Genomic DNA, 17,223 nt, shown 5'->3' on the forward strand with positions numbered 1-17,223 from the left:
TCGTGAAGCATCGACGATCAACCGGGAACAATGATTGATCCCACGTCGATGCCACATCGCATAACCGAACTCGCAGACTGCCGAATAACTCGATGTGCCCCATGGCACACACCCACGGAGACAACACTCATGAGCACGTCCCTATCCGGCGGCGCGCCGGCCTATGCCGGCGCCCAGGCCACGCGGAATCCTGCGCAGCTAGACGCGCTGTACCGCAAGCTGGCCTGGCGCATCATGCCATTCCTGTTCCTGTCGTTCATCGTCGCGTACATCGACCGCGTGAACGTGAGCTTCGCCAAGCTGCAAATGCTGGCCGACCTGTCGATGTCGGAAACGGTCTATGGCTTGGGGGCCGGCATTTTCTTTCTGGGCTACTTCATCTTCGAGGTGCCCAGCAATCTGATCCTGCATCGCGTGGGCGCGCGCATCTGGATCGCGCGCATCATGGTCACGTGGTCGATCATTTCGTCGCTGACGATGTTCGCGCAGGGACCGCTGTCGTTCTATTTGCTGCGTTTCCTGCTGGGGGTGGCGGAAGCCGGCTTCTTCCCGGGCATCGTGCTGTATCTGTCGACCTGGTTCCCGTCGAGCCGTCGCTCGCAGATCATCGCCCTGTTCATGGTGGCCATCCCGGTGTCGGGCGCCATCGGCGGCCCGCTGTCCGGCTGGATCATGGAGCGGTTCGGTGGCATGCATGACCTCGCCGGCTGGCAGTGGCTGTTCCTGGTCGAAGGTATCGGGTCGCTGCTGGTCGGGATTGCCGCCTTCTTCATGCTGCAGGACCGGATCGAGACGGTGAAGTGGCTGAACGCGGACGAGAAGCGCCTGCTGGCGCAGGATCTGGCCGCCGACGACAGCACCCGGGCCCGCCATAGCGTGCGGCAGGTGTTCGGCGACCGCAAAGTGTGGCTGCTCGGCCTGCTCTATTTCTGCATCGCCATGGGCAACTATGGCCTGGTGTTCTGGCTGCCGACGATGATAAGGGCCGCGGGCGTGGCCAACCTGGGCAATATCGGCCTGCTGTCGGCGGTGCCTTCGCTGGTCAGCGCGGTGGCGATGATACTGATTGCGCGCCATGCGGACCGCACTAACGAACGCCGTATCCACGTTGCCGTGTGCTGTGTGCTTGGCGCCGTCGGCATGCTGGTTTCGGTGCTGCTTGCCGAGCACCTGTGGTGGTCGATGGCCGCCCTCATCGTCGCCGCCATCGGCATCAACTCGATCGCGCCTGTCTTCTGGGGCATCCCCACGGCGATGTTGAGCGGCGCGGGCGCCGCGGCTGCCATCGCGCTGATCAATTCGGTCGGCAACCTGGCTGGCTTCGTGAGCCCGTATGTCATCGGCTTTCTCAAGGACGCCACGGGGCAGCTGCTTCCCGGCATGATCCTGCTGGCCTGCGCGCTGGTCGGCGGCGCCTTCATCGCGCTGTCGCTGCGCACGAAGCGGGGTCAGGCATGAGCGCACCCGTCTGTCTGGTGACCGGCGCGGCCAGCGGCATCGGAGCCGCCACGGCCCTGCGCTTTGCGCGTGAAGGCTGGGCCGTGGCCATCAACAATTTCGACGACGGCACCCGGGCGGCGGCCGAAGCGGTGGCCGCGCAGTGCGGCGAGGCCGGCGCCCAGGCCATCGTCGTGGATGCCGACGTGGGCGACGACGCGGCTTGCCGCCGCATGATCGATGCCATCGCGGCACGGTGGGGACGGCTGGACGCAGTCGTGAACAGCGCGGGCACGACCCGCGTGATTCCGCACGGCGACCTGGAAGCGGTCGACGCCAGCGAGTTCGAACGCGTCTATCGCGTGAACCTCATCGGCATGTTCCAGATGACGCGCGCCGCGGCTCCCCTGTTGCGCGAGCGTCCGGCAGGCGCGGCGTCGGGCTGCGTCATCAATATTTCTTCGCTGGCGTCCCTGAATGGCACGGGATCGTCCATCGCCTATGCGGCATCCAAGGGCGCGGTCAATTCGCTGACGCTGTCGCTCGCGCGCAGTCTCGCCCCGCAGGTCCGCGTGAATGCCATCGCCCCGGGCATGGTCGACGACGGCCTGCTGCGGCGCGTGCTCGGCGACGAGGCCTACGCCCGCGTGGTCGACGGCATGCGCGAGAACGCGCCGCTCAAGCGGGTGTCGCAGCCGTCGGAAGTCGCGGAACTGGCCTGGTTCATCGCCGCCCGCGCCCCGGCGATGACCGGCCAGGTGCTGGCCATCGAAAACGGCTTGATGCTCAACACCTGAGCCTCCCCCGATACTGATACTAGGAACATCATCCATGAAAGATCTGCACAAACACCGCTCGCGCACGGTCACCGAGGGCGTGACGCGCGCGCCGCACCGCGCTTTCCTGCGCGCCACGGGCCTGGACGACGAGGCCATCGACAAGCCGTTCGTCGCCATCGTCGACACGTACGGCGAGAACACGCCCTGTTCCATGTCGCTGAACCAGATTTCGGACAACGTGCGTCTCGGAATCGCGGCGGGCGGCGGCGTGCCGATACGCGGCTCGGCGATCTCGGTCTCCGACGGAACGTCGATGAATCATTCTGGCATGCGGTTCTCGCTGGTCTCGCGCGAGACGATTGCCGACAGCGTCGAGCTGTTCGTGCGCGCCCATTGCTACGACGCGCTGGTCGGCGTGGCCGGTTGCGACAAGACCCTGCCCGGCATCCTGATGGGCATGGTGCGCGTGAACGTCCCCGGCGTGTTCCTTTTTGGCGGCGCGATGTTGCCGGGCGTGGCCCCGGACGGATCGCAGGCCACGATCCTGACTGCCATCGAGGCCGTGGGCGCGGCGCAGCGGGGCGATATGTCGGCCGAAACGCTGCGCGGCATAGAAAAGCGTTGCACGCCGACCGCTGGATCCTGCCCGGGGCAATTCACGGCCAACACCATGGCGATGGTCGCTGAAGTGCTGGGGCTGGCTCCGCTAGGCTCGGCGATGGTGCCAGCCGTCTACAGCGAACGCATCGCGATTGCCCGCCGCGCCGGTGAAAACGTCATGCGCGCACTGCGCAACGGCGGGCCGCTGCCGCGTGACCTGGTTACCCGCAAGAGCCTGGAGAACGCCTGCGCGGCCGTCGCCGCCACCGGCGGTTCGACCAATGCCATGCTGCACATCCCGGCCATCGCCCACGAGGCAGGCATCACATTCACGCTCGATGACGTCTCCGAAGTGCTGGCGCGCACACCGCTGATTGGCGACATGCAGCCGGGCGGGCGCTATCTTGCCGTGGACCTGCATCATGTCGGCGGCGTGCCGGCGGTGCTGAACGCCCTGCTCGCGGGCGGGCATATACACGGCGACACGCTCACGCAAAGCGGGGAAACGCTGGAAACGGCGCTGCGCGCCTTCCCCGGCCCGGACGGCCGCGTGGTCAAGCCGCATGACGAACCGCTCTCGCCCAACGCAGGGCTGGTGGTCCTGCGCGGCAATCTGGCCCCGGACGGCGCCGCGCTGAAGACCGCCGGCCTCAAGCAGTTGGTGTTCTCGGGCTCGGCGCGAGTATTCGAAACGGAAGAAGACTGCATGGCGGTGGTCGCGGCCGGCGCCTATCGGGAAGGCGATGTCCTCGTAATACGCAACGAAGGCCCCAAGGGCGGCCCGGGCATGCGCGAAATGCTGAGCGTCACTGCGGCGATCTATGGGCAAGGCATGGGTGAAAAGGTCGCGCTGCTGACCGATGGCCGGTTCTCGGGCGCGACGCGCGGCATGTGCATCGGCTATGTCGGCCCCGAAGCGGCGGCAGGCGGACCGATACGTTTGCTGCGCGACGGCGACCGTATACATATCGATGCGATCAAGGGGAGTCTGGACGTCGAACTGTCGGACGAGGAACTTGCGGAGCGGGCGAAGGCCAGCCAGCCTTTCGTGCGCGGCAGGCTGGGCGGCGTGCTTGAGAAGTATGAAGCGCTGGTGCGCCCGGCAAAGCTGGGCGCGGTGACCCATTCCGGGGCGGTGACGTGGCCTTATGAAGCTTCTCTTGGGGAAACGCCAGCTCAAGGAGGCCAACAATGACGAAGACGCCGCGCGTCGGCTTTTGCGGCATCGGCCGCATGGGTGAACCCATGACCCGGCGGCTGTTGGCCGCCGGGTATGAGGTCGCTGTCTGGAACCGCTCCAGCGCGAAGCTCGGCTCCCTGCTCGATGCCGAGGCTATGGCAAGGGCCACGCCTCAAGCGCTGGGCGCAAGCGTGGAAATCGCCCTGCTTTGCCTGGGGGACGGCAAAGCCGTGGAGGATGTGGTGTTTGGCGAACACGGGCTGGCGCACGCCGCCACGCCGCCCCCTTGCCTCATCGACCATTCGACCTTGTCACCCGCGCTTACGCGCGCCCTGGCCCAGCGCTGGACAGCGGAAACCGGCGGCGTGTGGATCGATGCGCCGGTCTCGGGCGGCACGGACGGTGCGGCTAACGGCAAGCTGGCCATCATGGCGGGCGGACCGGCGGACACGATCGAAGCCGTGACGCCCTTGCTGCGCGCGTACGCCTCACGCGTCACGCGCATGGGCGACGTCGGCGCGGGCCAGACCACCAAGCTGGCCAATCAAGCCATCGTCGCGACCACGCTCGCCGGTTTGGCCGAAGCCTTCGTGCTGGCCAAGCGCAGCGGCATCGATACCGCCGCCCTGCCGTCGGCCCTGCAAGGCGGCTGGGCCGATTCCGTGCTGCTGCAAACCTTATGGCAGCGCATGGTGGCCCCGCCCGAGCATGCTACTGGTACGGTGCGCGTGTTGCTCAAGGATCTAGACGCGATTGCCGAACTGGCCGAAGCGAGCGCCACAGTCCAACGCGTGCTGCCGGAAGTTCGTCGGTTGCTGCAGGATGCCTTGCGGCGCGGCATGGGAGATTGGGATCTGTCTCAAGTCTTCCGGATCGGCGAGGCGGAAAGTCAGGCCGGCGCGTAACGGACTGCGCAATGGGGAGCGCCAGGCGCCCCCCTCCGCCGTCAACCCAACGGCAACTCCAACACCTGCTTCGTCGTCATGATGTCCCCGAAGGTGTCATCGATGCTCGCCAGCGCGGCGCGATGGAGCATTGCATGCGGCAGCGCGGACTGTTGCCCCGCGCCAGTATCCAGGTCGCGCGTGGCGCAGGCATCAGCCGCCACAATCACCTGATAGCCCAGCGGCACCGCGTCCCGCGCCGCGCCGGCAACGCAGGCGTGGGTCATCAGGCCGGTGATCAGCAGCGTGCGTACGCCTGCTGCCTTGAGGCGCTGGTCGATGTCGGTGCTGGGAAACACGCTGACGGTGGACTTGCGCAGCACCGTATGGCCCGGCGCGGGGCTCAGATCGGGATGGAATTCAATGCCGGCGCTACCGTCAGCGAAGACGGGACTGCCGGCCGGGGTGGCGTGCTGGATGTGGAAGACCGGGATGCCGTGCCGATCGGCGTGGGCGACGAGCTTGGCGGCGTTGCGCAGGGCCGCGGGGCCTTCGGGAATGGGCAGCCTGCCGCTGAAGTATTCATTCTGGAAGTCGATCACCAGCAAGGCGGTGCTGGTCGGGTCGATAGACTGCGGGGCGGTGGCGCCGGCGATGGCGCGGATGGTCGGGTGGTTCATCGTAGGTCCTTGATCTGTAGGCGTTTAGTGTGCAGTTCACGCATGAGGGCGAACAGCATCAAGGATCCGCCATCGGCCCAGCACCGGAAAGTGGCCCGAATACCAATAAATGATAGGATCGGGCCAAATCCGCATTTTTTGCCTCAAGCGCCATGCACACCATCGCCGTCGTCGCCTTCGCGGGCATCAGTTCCTTCCACCTGTCCGTGCCCTGCATGGTGTTCGGCGACGACCTGGCCCGGCTGGGCGCGCCGCGCTATCGCCTGCTGGTCTGCGGCGAAGCAATCGGGCCGGTCGCGACCATGTCGGGTTTCGATATCCACGTGCCGCACGACTATTCGGCTCTGGCCGAGGCCGACACGGTGATCGTGCCAGCCTGGCGCGATCCGGACGAGCGCCCGCCCGAGACCATGCTGCAAGCCTTGCGCGACGCGCATGCGCGCGGCGCGCGGGTCATCGGCCTGTGCCTGGGCGCCTTTGTGTTGGCCGAGGCCGGTCTGCTGGACGGCCGACCGGCTTCGACGCACTGGGTATGGAGCGACGACTTCGCCCGCAAGTATCCGCAGATCCGGCTCGACCGCAAGGCTTTGTACGTGGACGACGGCGATATCCTGACCTCGGCCGGCACTGCCGCTGCCATCGATTGCTGCCTGCACCTGCTGCGCTGCGACCATGGCGCGGAGCTGGCGAACCGGGTGGCCCGCCGCATGGTGATAGCGCCGCATCGCGATGGCGGGCAAGCGCAGTACATCGAACGGCCGCTCACGCGGGAGGACGGCGGCGACCCGATAAGCGTCGCGATGGAATGGGCCATCGAGCATTTGCAGGAGCCGCTGGGGCTGGACCGCCTGGCCAGCGAGGCCGGGCTCAGCCGCCGCAATTTCACGCGCCGTTTCAAGCTGAAGACGGGCACGACGGTGACACAATGGGTGCTGAACCACAGGCTGGCCGCGGCGCAGCGACTGCTGGAGACGGGCGGATTGTCGGTTGACCGGGTGGCCGAGGCGACGGGGTTCGGGTCGACGGTGTCACTGCGACAGCATTTCACGGCGGCGTTTTCGGTGTCGCCTGCGGGGTATCGGAAGCAGTTCCGGCAGCGGTGATGGCGGCAGCCCCTCTGCCACGCACCGGATAGCGCCGGCCTATCGGAATGACCGCCGTCGAACAGAAAAAGATCTTCCAATAGTTGCCTAAAGCAAATAATAATTTGCCTTAAGCAAGAAATTGGACCTCCCCCATGACCAAGCAATCGCTCTACGACCGCGCCGAAGCGGTCCGCTATTTCAACCGTTTCTACACGCGCCAGATCGGTGTCCTGCACGAACACCTGCTGGCCAGCGAGTTCTCGCTGACCGAAGTCCGCATTCTCTACGAGCTGGCCCACCGCCCCGCACTCAGCACCTCGGACCTGTGCCGGGAACTGAACCTGGACGCGGGATATGTCAGCCGGGTGATCTCGGGGTTCGAGAAGAAGGGTTTGATTGCCAAGACGCGCTCGGCGGCAGACGCCCGCGTGGGTCTGCTGGAACTTACGGACGCGGGCCGGGCGTCGTTTGCGCCGCTCAACGAGGCTTCCCGCAACGAGATCATCGCCATGCTCAAGCAGCTATCGGAGCCGGCGCAAGGGCAGCTGGTCCATGCCATGAACGAAATCCAGAACCTGCTCGGCGATAAAGCCCCCCTGCCCTATGTGCTGCGCGATCCGCGGCCGGGCGACATGGGGCTGGTGGTGGCGAACCAGGCCATGGTCTATGCCCAGGAGTTCGGCTGGAACTCGGAGTACGAGGCATTGGTGGCCGAGATCGTGGCGAAGTTCATCCGGGAGTTCGACCGCGATAGCGAGCGCTGCTGGATCGCGGAGAAGGACGGGAAGATGGTGGGCTCGGTCTTCGTGGTGCGGCAGGACGAAACCACGGCGAAGCTGCGCCTGCTGTACGTGGACGGCTCCGCGCGCGGGCTGGGCATGGGCCACAGGCTGGTGGACGAGTGCCTGCGGTTTGCGCGGCAGGCGGGCTATAAGCGCATGGTGTTGTGGACCAATAGCGTGCTGACCGATGCGCGCCGGATCTATGAGAAGGCGGGTTTCGAGCTGATCGAGGAAGAACAGCACCACAGCTTCGGCAAGGATCTGGTGGGGCAGTATTGGGCGCGAGATCTGTAGGCAACGCCATGCATCCCTGCCGTCAGATGAAATCCGTATTTGCGGACAGGCGCGGCTCAGATGAGTGAACGCGCCCAAGCTGTTGCTGCTGCCGCCGTCACAGGCGCATTGGTGGGGGCCGCGATGGTGTCCACTCGCGCGGTGTCGAACGACGTCTCGCCGGAGACGCTGGCCTTCCTGCGTTATGCCATAGGAGCGGTCGTGCTTGCCGCGCCCATGCTGCGGCGATGGTCGGTGCGGTTTACGGCCAAGGATTTCTGTGCCGTCGCGGGCCTGGGCATTCTGCAATTCGCGATGCTCATACTGCTGTTGAACTATGCACTGGCCCGGCTGCCGGCCGCCACTTGCGCCCTGGTGTTCTCCACGCTGCCGCTGGTGACCCTGTGCCTCGCGATCGCCACGGGACGCGAACGATTCAGTTGGGCCCGCTTGATAGGCGCGGTCGTGGCGGTCTCGGGGATTGCCCTGTTGCTGCAGCCCACTGCTGCTGCGGTTGGCGGCGCTTCCAATGGCTGGGCTTGGGCCGCCTTGCTGGGCGCGACGTTCATCGGCGCGGCTTGCAGTCTTTTATATCGTCCCTACCTGCAGCGTTATCCGTCGATGTATATCAGCGTGGTGGCGATGTTTGTCTCTGTTTTGTTCCTGGCAGGCGTCTGCCTGACGCGAGGCGCACCGCTATTGCCCAGCCTGTCGGGCTTTCAATGGGCGAATGTGGTCTTCATCGGGCTTTCCAGCGCGGTGGGCTATTTCTGCCTGCTGTGGGCGCTGACTCGATTGGAAGCGAGCCGGGTAATGTCGTTCCAGGCGCTGGCGCCGATCACGGCGGTATTGATCGAGTTGCTGAGCGCCTCGTATCCGCTGACCTGGCGCCTGACGGGGGCATTTGTCCTGGTGCTTTCCGGCGTCTGGTTTGGCACGCATGAACGGCGTGCGGCTGCACGCGCGACCGCAACATAGTTAGCCGCCGGGTCGCTGACTTCTCAGGTTTCCGGATCCATGCGCTCGCGCGTTTTCTGATCCAGGACACTGCGCACCAATGCAAACAAGGGGTCCGCGTCGGTGTGCTTCTGGCCATAGGTCAGGTTGAACCCATAATCAAAATCCGGCGGATTCTGGCCTTGTGTGTGCTGGAGGATGGTTTCCAGCTTATCCAGGGCCTTGACGGCCTTGGCCTCCGGCGTGGCGGCATCCTCATATTCTTGCCAAAGCGCCATGATGCCGGCTCGCTGTGTCTCGTCCAGGGAGCGGGTCAGATGCAGCAGGTCGGTTTTCTCCTGCTCGCTCTTGTCCGGATGCTGGTGTTTCTCGATGGCCGGAACATCGCCATGTATGGCCTCGCCCAGATCATGGAGCACGCACAGCTTCAAGACCTTGAGCATGTCCAGGCCAGCCAGTTCGTCTTCGAAGGCCATGGCCATCAGGCACAGGCGCCAGCTGTGTTCGGCCGTACTTTCCGGGCGGCCGGTGGATGTGAATCCGCTACGCAGCACGCTTTTGAGTTTTTCGGCTTCCTGCAGAAAGGCCAGCCGGCCTTTGATGTTCTCGATATTCACGCTCAGTCTCAGCCCATTGCAGCGCGGCCATAAGCCGCGCCCGTCATCACAAGGTCGGCTGCGGAATGGGGATATCCTTCGATATCAGGTCCCCGCCATTGATCCTCGTGTCGCAGCCGGAGCTCAGGCCCCACTTGGTGACATTGCCATCGTCAATCCTGAATTTCTCCGTGCATCGGTAGATGGTGTTGTTGATGATGCCACGGACGTATTCGTACGAAATGATCTTGCCGCCGCTGGACAAGGTATAGCTGTTGGTGGGCGGCCCCCATTTGGAAACCAGCTTTTCTTCGCTCTCGCCGACCCACGATTGCATCATGTCAGCCCGGGTTTCCTGGCGTTCATTATTGATCATGTTGCTTATCGGGGAACCCGCGCACCCGGCAAGCAGTTGAGTCGCAAGAACCGTCAAGACTAGCTTCTTCATTTTATTGTTTTCCCCTGGGATCGGCCTGGCATGGCCGTGGATTACAAAGACAGCAGTTCGCAGCGCGACCTAGCGGCAAGATTCCTTCGGCAGATCAAACCCGATCTTGACGCTGGTCGCGGTCACGTTCTTGAAAGCGGCCGCCGCCACATTGTTGTAGCGGGCGTCGCAATTGAATTTGTTGTTAAGCAGGTAATCCTTGCCTTCCGCCTTTTCCATCTGCGTGGCCCATTTATCGGCCGCGTCCAGCGCGTCGCCTCCGGCCTGCACGAAACCCAGCATGACTTCCATGCCGCCCGCCGCACGGGGCGCGGTCCAGCTTGCGTAGACCCACGGGTCGGCGGCATTGCCGCAGTCCGTCAGGCAATCGGCCGTGTACGTCAGGCCCGAGTCGAAGGCGGCGGGGATGATTTTCTGCCCAGGCTTGGGCGCATACTCGCCAATGAAACTGGCGAGGTCGGGCTGGCAGGTTTCGGAAGGCTCCATGCTCAGCGCCGATACCTTGCCCGACTTGATCGTCGCGGTGATCAGGCAACCCTGTACGTCGAACACGCGATCGTCGCCATAGGATTCCTGCGGCGCGCCGGCTATCGTTTCGAAATGCGCCTGGCTCTTGCCCAGCATTTTTCCGTTGAAGACTTCCTGCACCGTGGCGGCCTGCGCGACACTGGCGCCCGCCATCAGCAACCCCAAGGTCAAAACTCTGAAACGCATACTGGGTAAGGCTCCGTGGAGAATGGGTCGCGCGGCTGGCGCAGCCGCGCGCAAACGGAGCGTATTCAACCATAGATGCCATTGCGCGGATGGCAAAAAAATCAGCTATCCCCGGCCATAAGCCGCGGATTTTCCGCATGCCCTCGAAGCCGCCGATTCAAGCGGTAACAACTGCGCCGACGGCGCAACAAATTATCACGTTTACGACATCGCCCTGGCAACGCGTGGATAACCGGCGGCCTATTGCTGCTTGGGCGCGAATGTCACCTGAACGGGCGAGTTCTGTTTGAACGTCCGGGCCCAGGGGCCATTCTTCGGCTCGAACGCAGGATGCCAGGCCCGGAGTTCCGTATCGGAAAGCCATTCAAGTTGCAGTTGCTCGTCAGGCGTATACGATCGGAACTGCGTCAGGGCCACGATGAACGCATTGCACTTTTCCGACACGCCCGCTTCAACTACGGAAACCTGGGTCTGCTCGTCCCAGGTCAGCGACCCGCGCTGCGGGCATTTGCGGACCTCAACGTGATACTTCCCGTCAGGCGAAGGCAGATCGGCGATGATTTTGTCGGGACCACAAGCCGTCAGCAGCATGGACGACAGCAATACCAGCGGAATGCTTTTTTTCATTGAAAAGCCTTCTGACCATGTAGGAGGTCGATCCGTGAAAACCTGGGCATGATACCTTGCGGCGCTTGTGTCATTGAGGATTGCCAGCATTTGCGAAGAGCGCGCTACCGCCGCGCTTTCCGCCTGCCGACTTGTCTTGACCCACATCAATTGATTGCGGCACTACAGTTGGCCTGCGGACCGCTCCGGTTTAGCCTGAGGAATCACCTACCGCCCCAAGGAGACTCTGATGCCCGCTCTCATGAAAGCTGCAATCTTCGTCGCGCCTGGCCGGATCGAGCTGACCGACAAGCCCATCCCGGACGTCGGCCCCAATGACGCGCTGATCCGCATCACCACCACCACCATCTGCGGCACGGACGTGCACATCTTGAAAGGCGAGTACCCCGTCGCCCAGGGGCTCACCGTTGGCCACGAACCAGTGGGCGTGATCGAGAAACTGGGTAGCGCCGTGATCGGGTACCAGGAGGGCCAGCGCGTCATCGCCGGCGCCATCTGCCCGAGCTTCACCTCGTATCCCAGCCAGGATGGATTCCCCAGCCAGGACGGCGCTTATCTAATCCCCAGCGGGCGCTGCGGCTGCCACGGCTACAAGGCCACGGCGGGCTGGCGCTTCGGCAATCTGATCGACGGCACGCAGGCCGAGTACGTGCTGGTGCCCGACGCGCAGGCCAATCTCGCGCCCATTCCGGACGGGCTGACCGATGAACAGGTTCTGATGTGCCCGGACATCATGTCCACGGGATTCAAGGGCGCGGAGAACGCCAACATCAAGATCGGCGACACGGTGGCCGTGTTCGCGCAAGGACCTATCGGCTTATGCGCCACGGCGGGCGCCAAGTTGCGCGGCGCCACCACCATCATTGCCATCGACGGCAACGACCACCGCCTGGACATCGCCCGCAAGATGGGCGCGGACGTGACGCTGAACTTCAAGAACTGCGACGTCGTGGCCGAGATATTGAAGCTCACGGGCGGGCGCGGCGTGGATTCGTCGATCGAGGCGCTGGGCACTCAGGGCACGTTCGAATCAGCCCTGCGCATCCTCAAACCGGGCGGCACGCTGTCCAGCCTGGGGGTGTATTCCTCCGACCTGCGCATTCCCATGGATGCGTTTGCCGCGGGCCTGGGCGATCACCAGATCAACACCGCGCTGTGCCCGGGCGGCAAGGAACGCATGCGCCGCCTGATGAATGTGATCGAATCGGGCCGTGTGGATCTGGGTCTGCTCGTCACGCACCAGTACAAGCTGGATGACATCGTCGCGGCATACGAACTGTTCGCCAACCAGCGCGATGGCGTGCTGAAAGTCGCTATCAAGCCTCATTGACCGCCGCTCCCCGTGCGGCGACGCTGATCGCACGGGGGAATACGGCATGGCCAAGATCATCGAATCTGGCCATGCTCCGGCCGGCCAAGGGCAATAGTGCGGCGGAGACATCGCAAAAAACACATTTAGACATATTTATTTATTTTTTATCGCTTTTATTCCTTGGCCTGACTTCCAAGTAAGGCATCATTTGCCCCGCCCCGCCCGCGGGCAGATTCCCGTTCCTCCCCCCTCAGGTGCCTCCTTGCAATCCCTAACCGCCATCCGCCGCGACGTCCGCGCCCTGGTTCAATCCCGCGCCTACGCGCAGCTCGACGCCTATTACGCCGACCTGGAACAGCAAGACTGGGCAAATACGGAAGACCCTGGCGCGCCCTATTTCGAGGCGGCCAATTCCGGCACCCTGTTCGACTATTCGACGGTGCCGTACCAGGACGCCTCGGATTTTCTGCAAGCCTGGATCGCCGCCTGCCCGGACTCGTATCACGCGCAGCTGGTGATGGGTAATTTCTGCTACGGCCGCGCGGCCGACATACGCGGTTATGGCTGGGCGGACAGCGTGACCCAGGACCGCTGGCTGGGCGCAGCGCTAGCTTGCGAGCGTTCAGCCGCTGCCTTGCTGCAAGCGATGGCGCTTTCCGCGCGACCGATTGCGGCCTGCGTGACCATGATGCAGCTGGCCGCGCATTTCAAGGAACCGTACTGGCTGCGCGCGCTGTACGCGGGCAATCCGCCCGAGACCTTGACGCATGACGATATCGAGGAAGAAGGCCTGATGGATGCAGCGCTGGCGCATCTGGCGTCAGTGGGCGTGCCGCGTCTCGCGCAGGCGCCGCAAGCCTTGCCGGCTTGGCTGGCGCCGCGCGCCGAGCATGAAATGGAACAGGCCAAGGACTATTGGCTGCTACGCGCCCTGGAGCTGCGGCCCGGGCATCTGGGCGCGCTGACGGCTTATGCGCAATACCTGCAGCCGCGTTGGGGCGGCAGCTATGAGGATATCGACGGCATGGCGGGCGGCCCGCTGTGCGCGGCGCTGACCGAACCGCAGCGCAATGCGATCCGCTGGATCGGCATTCATGACTCGCTGGACAGTTATCCGGAGCCGGACGACGTCGAGGCCGTGGAAGAGTACCGCCGCATTTTCGAGTCGTTCCTGGCGCGCGAGCTGCGGCCAACGGAGCGCGGCATGGCGCTGGGCTATTACGCGCAATTCGCCAGCTATTCGCTACAGGACCAGGCGCGCGCCCGCGCACTGCATGGCCAAAGCGTGGCGGCGTTTGGACCGAACGAGTATTTCGCCCAGGTGGACGGGCCGTTCCGCAGCTTCGCGCACGTGAGCATCATCCATCATCAGCCGGACGAGGATGGCGCGTTCAAGCGCGTGCTGGAACGCATGTGCGGCTGGGACCAGGTGGCCACCGCGCAGGCGCTGACTGCGGTGGCGCATCAGTTCGGCCGCTGGGGCTTTGCGCAGGATCCGGTGCGGGCGCAGCAGTTGCTGGACCGCGCGGCGGAGCTGGCGGCAGACCAGATGGACGACGATTTCAACGTGCTGGCGGCGGCCGCGATGTTGTGGGACGGCGGCGACCATGAGCAAGGCTATTTCCTGACACGCCAATTGGCGGACCGGCGCGTGCCGGACGCGGCCAGCAGCATGTATGACATCCACCGCGGCTTCCGCGACAACACGCCCGACAGCTACCTGGACGACGCCGTGCGCGACCAGTGGCTGCAGCGCGCCGTGGACGACGGCTCACCGCTGGCCATGTACAACATGGCCCATCGCAATATCTTCGACGGCGGGATGGACTTCTCGCGCCGCGAGAACCTGGACAAGGTGCTTGGGCTGCTGCAAGGCGCCCGCGAGGAGCCGCGCGCGGAAGCGCTGGCGCGCCTGCGCATCGGCGTGCTGCTGCGCGACCATGGCACCGGACAGGAACAGCAGGAAGGCGTGCGCGCCTATCTGCGTCCGTTGGTGGAGGAAGACGACGACTGGCGCGCCGGCCGCGCCAGCGCCGAGATCGCGCTGGCCTATACGCATGGCCGCGGCGCCAAGAAGAACCGCTTTGCCGCGATCGAATGGGCCCAGCACGCCTGCCGCCTACAGCCGGACGACGAGGACATTGAAGAAATCCAGGCGCAGGTGATGAACTCGCATAGCCTGGTCAAGACCATAGGCACGGTGTTCGGCGCCTATCTGGGCCGCGGCGGCGTTTCGGCCGAAGACCTGCCGCCCAAGCCGGCCGCACAGTAAGCACATGGCGCGCCGCGGGCTGTCTGGATTGAAGCTGTCGGCCCGGCTGCTGCTGGGCGATGCTGCACTGCTAAGTGCGGGCGTGGCGCTATGCACCGCGCCCGCTTGGCTGTATGCGGCGCTGCCGGGTGTGCTGGGCGTTGCAGCAGGAGCTCTCGCCCTGCCGCTGCCTTTCGCGGGCTGGGCAATGCTGCGGCTGCCATTCGCGGCGCGGCCGCCAGCCGCGGAGGATGGCATCCGCCTGCGGGCCGAAGACGCCCCCGCGCTGTTCCGCGAGATCGAGCAGGTGCGCGCGCGCCTGGGCGCGCCGGCGCTGGACGCGGTCTATCTGAACAGCGAGTTCAACGCCAGCATCCGGCAGCACCGGCAGCTGCTGGGCCGCACGCGCAACGTGCTGTGGCTGGGGCAGCCGCTGCTGGAGATGCTGTCGGCCGATGCTTGCCGCGCCATCCTGGCGCACGAATGCGCGCACATCGCCGGCAGCCATGGGCGCTACGCCAGCCGGGTGTATTTCGCACGGCTGCAATGGCAGGAGGCGGCGCGGCAACTGGAGCGGCGCAAGGGACTGTCGACGGGGCCGCTGCGCCTCTTCATGAATTGGCATGTGCCGCGCTTTCTGACGGCCAGCCTGGGTTTTGCCCGGGAATGCGAGTACGAGGCCGATGCGCAATCGGCGCAAGCCTGCGGCGCGGCTGCGGCTGCGAATGCGCTGGTGGCGGTGTCCCTGCAAGCCAGGGCGCTGCGCGAGTATTGGCCGGCCGCCTACGCGCAAGCCGCCGACGCTCAGCCGCCCTCCCCCCATGCGCGGCTGGCCGGACATACCGAACTGGCCTTGCCGCGAGACGAAGCCGAGGCGCAGGCCTGGCTCGATCAGGCGCTGTGCCGTCCGACCACGGGCGACGACACTCACCCTTCCCTATCTGACCGTCTGGCCGCGCTGCGTGCCCTGGACCCGCTGCACAGCACGGCATCGCCGGAACCGCGAGCTACCGGACCTTCGCGCCAAAACGCAGCACAAACCTCAGCCCCGCAAGCGGCGCCTACAAGCACCAACCCACTGCCCTGGCGCCGCGCCTCGCCCACCGCAGCTGAAGAATGGCTCGGCGGCCAACGCCTGCCGCTGGCCCAGGCCCTGGACGCATCGCAACGCGACGCCATCGAGCAGACTGCCCGCGGGCTGCGGAACGAACGCGACGAAGCCATCGCCGGCCATCATGACCTGATGCGCAAGCAACGCTTGCGCGCGCTGTCGGCCGACGAACGGGCCAGCATGGCCTGGTACGCCGACATGCTCACCGGCGATGCGGACAGCGCCGCCGTCCTGCTGGAACAGAACCTGCGCGCACACCCCGGCCACGTGCCTACGCTTTGCCAACTGGCTGCGCTGCAGCTGCGCAGGGCCCGCATGGCCCCTACCGAGGCCTCGCGCCTGGAAGCAGCGGCGGAAGTGTTGTGGACGCGGGCCGCCAACGAACCCGGCCCGCAGCGCCTGCCCTGCCTGCGCCAACTGACGGCGGCGGCGCTGCGGCGCGGCGACCTGGAACAGGCGCGAGCCTGGCGCTTGGAAGCGGACCTGCTGGAACGCCAGACCCAGGCCGGCGACACCGCGCCGCGCTTTCAGGCACACGGATTGAACGAGTCCGATCTGCGCAAACTGGCCGACACGCTGGACCCGCTGCTGCGCACTGCCACCGGCGTCTGGCTGCTGCGCGACACCGCCAGCAACCGTCTGGCGCTGCTGGTATTGGCGCGGGACTCTGCATTGGCGCGCGCCATCGGCAAGCTGACGGGCGAGCAAAGCTATCTGCGGCGCGATTGCGAAATGCTGTTGGCACGACTGCTGCCGCGCGTGCGTCAGCCTGTCGAACCAATACTGATGGAAGCCGGCGATCCCTTGCTGAACCAGTGCACGCAGGCCTGCCTCCTGCGCAGAGCCGGAGCCTGAGCGTGACTCGATACCGGACGCGACGCTGCTTGTCAGCGTCGCGTCCGCAACACTATTGCTACCGGTTGCGGCAACACGACAATGCTCTGCGCATGGACAGCCGATTAAACACCCGCCGCGCATAGCCCTTGATTTACATCAATCGCGCCCGGATTTACCAGCACTAATCTGAACCTGACCTCCTTTGCAAAACCCTCGTTCGTGCATTTCCAGACCATGTGCTGAATCCGGAGGTCCAAGCAGCTCTGCCATGGAACAGAACTACTGAGGCTAGGCATTTTTTGTCGGTTCCATCTGTCATGCGCGTTGCCTGTACGTCCCCCCTCTTCCCCGGCCAGACCTGCCATCGCTCCGCCTTGCGCGCACGCCTTGGCCTGGACACCGTCCATATTCAGCCTCTGATCGGAACCGCTACGGTTCCCTGATCGCCCGGCTCCTCCACGCACACCCAAGGCTCCCGTTTGAAAAAGCGCGAGCCTAGACATCGCTGCGCCTCCAGCATCCGCCCCTTTTTATTGTTGTAACCACAGCAATAAACAGGCTTATGCTAAATGCCTGCCCTTGCCCCGGGGTTAGACCCGCCGGCAACTTCAATTGGCAGGCATTACGCGCAGACGATCACTTCACTGAATTTCTTTTGATTAAGTGAGTA

15 protein-coding genes are annotated in these 17,223 nt (G+C 64.8%); 10 read left to right on the plus strand and 5 right to left on the minus strand.

Annotated elements, in window-relative coordinates; translation table 11 throughout:
• Positions 1–129 precede the first annotated feature (129 nt).
• From AC6LKD_RS11700 to AC6LKD_RS11715, 4 genes are read left to right on the plus strand one after another with little or no spacing between them, the layout of a single operon-like run.
• Entirely contained in the window at positions 130–1,458 is a 1,329-nt protein-coding gene (locus AC6LKD_RS11700; RefSeq protein WP_498116268.1) for an MFS transporter, read from the plus strand.
• Entirely contained in the window at positions 1,455–2,234 is a 780-nt protein-coding gene (locus AC6LKD_RS11705; protein ID WP_498116269.1) for an SDR family NAD(P)-dependent oxidoreductase, read from the plus strand. Before AC6LKD_RS11700 ends, AC6LKD_RS11705 begins: the two co-directional genes overlap by 4 nt.
• Positions 2,235–2,268: 34 nt before the next feature.
• Complete coding sequence (gene ilvD, locus AC6LKD_RS11710) at positions 2,269–4,011, plus strand: dihydroxy-acid dehydratase (protein ID WP_498116270.1); 1,743 nt, start codon at positions 2,269–2,271, stop codon at positions 4,009–4,011.
• Entirely contained in the window at positions 4,008–4,901 is an 894-nt protein-coding gene (locus tag AC6LKD_RS11715) for an NAD(P)-dependent oxidoreductase (protein ID WP_498116271.1), read from the plus strand. The genes ilvD and AC6LKD_RS11715 overlap by 4 nt, the downstream gene beginning before the upstream one ends.
• 41 nt (positions 4,902–4,942) lie before the next feature.
• On the opposite strand, the gene AC6LKD_RS11720 is transcribed toward AC6LKD_RS11715, so the two are convergent.
• Positions 4,943–5,560: a cysteine hydrolase family protein gene (locus AC6LKD_RS11720; protein ID WP_498116272.1), complete on the minus strand. Its 618-nt coding sequence runs from the start codon at positions 5,558–5,560 to the stop codon at positions 4,943–4,945.
• Between the two features lie 152 nt (positions 5,561–5,712).
• Between AC6LKD_RS11720 and AC6LKD_RS11725 the strand changes: the two genes are divergently transcribed.
• The 3 genes from AC6LKD_RS11725 to AC6LKD_RS11735 all read left to right on the plus strand — a co-directional run bounded on the left by AC6LKD_RS11725 (position 5,713) and on the right by AC6LKD_RS11735 (position 8,678).
• Entirely contained in the window at positions 5,713–6,663 is a 951-nt protein-coding gene (locus AC6LKD_RS11725; RefSeq protein WP_498116273.1) for a GlxA family transcriptional regulator, read from the plus strand.
• Between the two features lie 134 nt (positions 6,664–6,797).
• A complete protein-coding gene (locus AC6LKD_RS11730) occupies positions 6,798–7,721 on the plus strand; it encodes a bifunctional helix-turn-helix transcriptional regulator/GNAT family N-acetyltransferase (protein ID WP_498116274.1) in 924 nt (307 codons plus the stop codon).
• Between the two features lie 60 nt (positions 7,722–7,781).
• Positions 7,782–8,678 (plus strand): DMT family transporter, encoded by an 897-nt coding sequence (locus AC6LKD_RS11735; protein ID WP_498116275.1) that lies wholly within the window; start codon positions 7,782–7,784, stop codon positions 8,676–8,678.
• Positions 8,679–8,701: 23 nt separating this feature from the next.
• Here the strand turns inward: AC6LKD_RS11735 and AC6LKD_RS11740 are convergent, their stop codons facing one another.
• From AC6LKD_RS11740 to AC6LKD_RS11755, 4 genes are all read right to left on the minus strand, one after another.
• Positions 8,702–9,274: an HD domain-containing protein gene (locus tag AC6LKD_RS11740; RefSeq protein ID WP_498116276.1), complete on the minus strand. Its 573-nt coding sequence runs from the start codon at positions 9,272–9,274 to the stop codon at positions 8,702–8,704.
• Positions 9,275–9,320: 46 nt separating this feature from the next.
• On the minus strand, positions 9,321–9,629 hold the full coding sequence (locus AC6LKD_RS11745; RefSeq protein ID WP_492276448.1) for a hypothetical protein: 309 nt from the start codon (positions 9,627–9,629) through the stop codon (positions 9,321–9,323).
• 141 nt (positions 9,630–9,770) lie between these two features.
• A complete protein-coding gene (locus tag AC6LKD_RS11750) occupies positions 9,771–10,415 on the minus strand; it encodes a hypothetical protein (protein WP_498116277.1) in 645 nt (214 codons plus the stop codon).
• A 240-nt stretch (positions 10,416–10,655) separates the two neighbouring features.
• Positions 10,656–11,042 (minus strand): hypothetical protein, encoded by a 387-nt coding sequence (locus AC6LKD_RS11755; RefSeq protein ID WP_498116278.1) that lies wholly within the window; start codon positions 11,040–11,042, stop codon positions 10,656–10,658.
• Between the two features lie 229 nt (positions 11,043–11,271).
• Here AC6LKD_RS11755 and AC6LKD_RS11760 point away from each other — a divergent pair, with 229 nt between their 5' ends.
• From AC6LKD_RS11760 to AC6LKD_RS11770, 3 genes are all read left to right on the plus strand, one after another.
• On the plus strand, positions 11,272–12,372 hold the full coding sequence (locus tag AC6LKD_RS11760) for an NAD(P)-dependent alcohol dehydrogenase (protein WP_013394435.1): 1,101 nt from the start codon (positions 11,272–11,274) through the stop codon (positions 12,370–12,372).
• A 244-nt stretch (positions 12,373–12,616) separates the two neighbouring features.
• Positions 12,617–14,626, plus strand: coding sequence for a DUF4034 domain-containing protein (locus AC6LKD_RS11765; protein ID WP_498116279.1), 2,010 nt, complete (start codon positions 12,617–12,619; stop codon positions 14,624–14,626).
• A gap of 4 nt (positions 14,627–14,630) precedes the next feature.
• Positions 14,631–16,571: a M48 family metalloprotease gene (locus tag AC6LKD_RS11770; RefSeq protein WP_498116280.1), complete on the plus strand. Its 1,941-nt coding sequence runs from the start codon at positions 14,631–14,633 to the stop codon at positions 16,569–16,571.
• Positions 16,572–17,223 lie beyond the last annotated feature (652 nt).

Source organism: Achromobacter sp. D7-1 (assembly GCF_059760445.1).

Coding starts and splice junctions, on each gene's coding strand:
- AC6LKD_RS11755 (WP_498116278.1), bottom strand. CDS start 11,042: ATGAAAAAAAGCATTCCGCTGGTATTGCTGTCGTCCATGCTGCTGACG.
- AC6LKD_RS11750 (WP_498116277.1), bottom strand. CDS start 10,415: ATGCGTTTCAGAGTTTTGACCTTGGGGTTGCTGATGGCGGGCGCCAGT.
- AC6LKD_RS11715 (WP_498116271.1), top strand. CDS start 4,008: ATGACGAAGACGCCGCGCGTCGGCTTTTGCGGCATCGGCCGCATGGGT.
- AC6LKD_RS11730 (WP_498116274.1), top strand. CDS start 6,798: ATGACCAAGCAATCGCTCTACGACCGCGCCGAAGCGGTCCGCTATTTC.
- AC6LKD_RS11760 (WP_013394435.1), top strand. CDS start 11,272: ATGCCCGCTCTCATGAAAGCTGCAATCTTCGTCGCGCCTGGCCGGATC.
- AC6LKD_RS11735 (WP_498116275.1), top strand. CDS start 7,782: ATGAGTGAACGCGCCCAAGCTGTTGCTGCTGCCGCCGTCACAGGCGCA.
- AC6LKD_RS11770 (WP_498116280.1), top strand. CDS start 14,631: ATGGCGCGCCGCGGGCTGTCTGGATTGAAGCTGTCGGCCCGGCTGCTG.
- AC6LKD_RS11720 (WP_498116272.1), bottom strand. CDS start 5,560: ATGAACCACCCGACCATCCGCGCCATCGCCGGCGCCACCGCCCCGCAG.
- ilvD (WP_498116270.1), top strand. CDS start 2,269: ATGAAAGATCTGCACAAACACCGCTCGCGCACGGTCACCGAGGGCGTG.
- AC6LKD_RS11725 (WP_498116273.1), top strand. CDS start 5,713: ATGCACACCATCGCCGTCGTCGCCTTCGCGGGCATCAGTTCCTTCCAC.
- AC6LKD_RS11700 (WP_498116268.1), top strand. CDS start 130: ATGAGCACGTCCCTATCCGGCGGCGCGCCGGCCTATGCCGGCGCCCAG.
- AC6LKD_RS11745 (WP_492276448.1), bottom strand. CDS start 9,629: ATGATCAATAATGAACGCCAGGAAACCCGGGCTGACATGATGCAATCG.
- AC6LKD_RS11705 (WP_498116269.1), top strand. CDS start 1,455: ATGAGCGCACCCGTCTGTCTGGTGACCGGCGCGGCCAGCGGCATCGGA.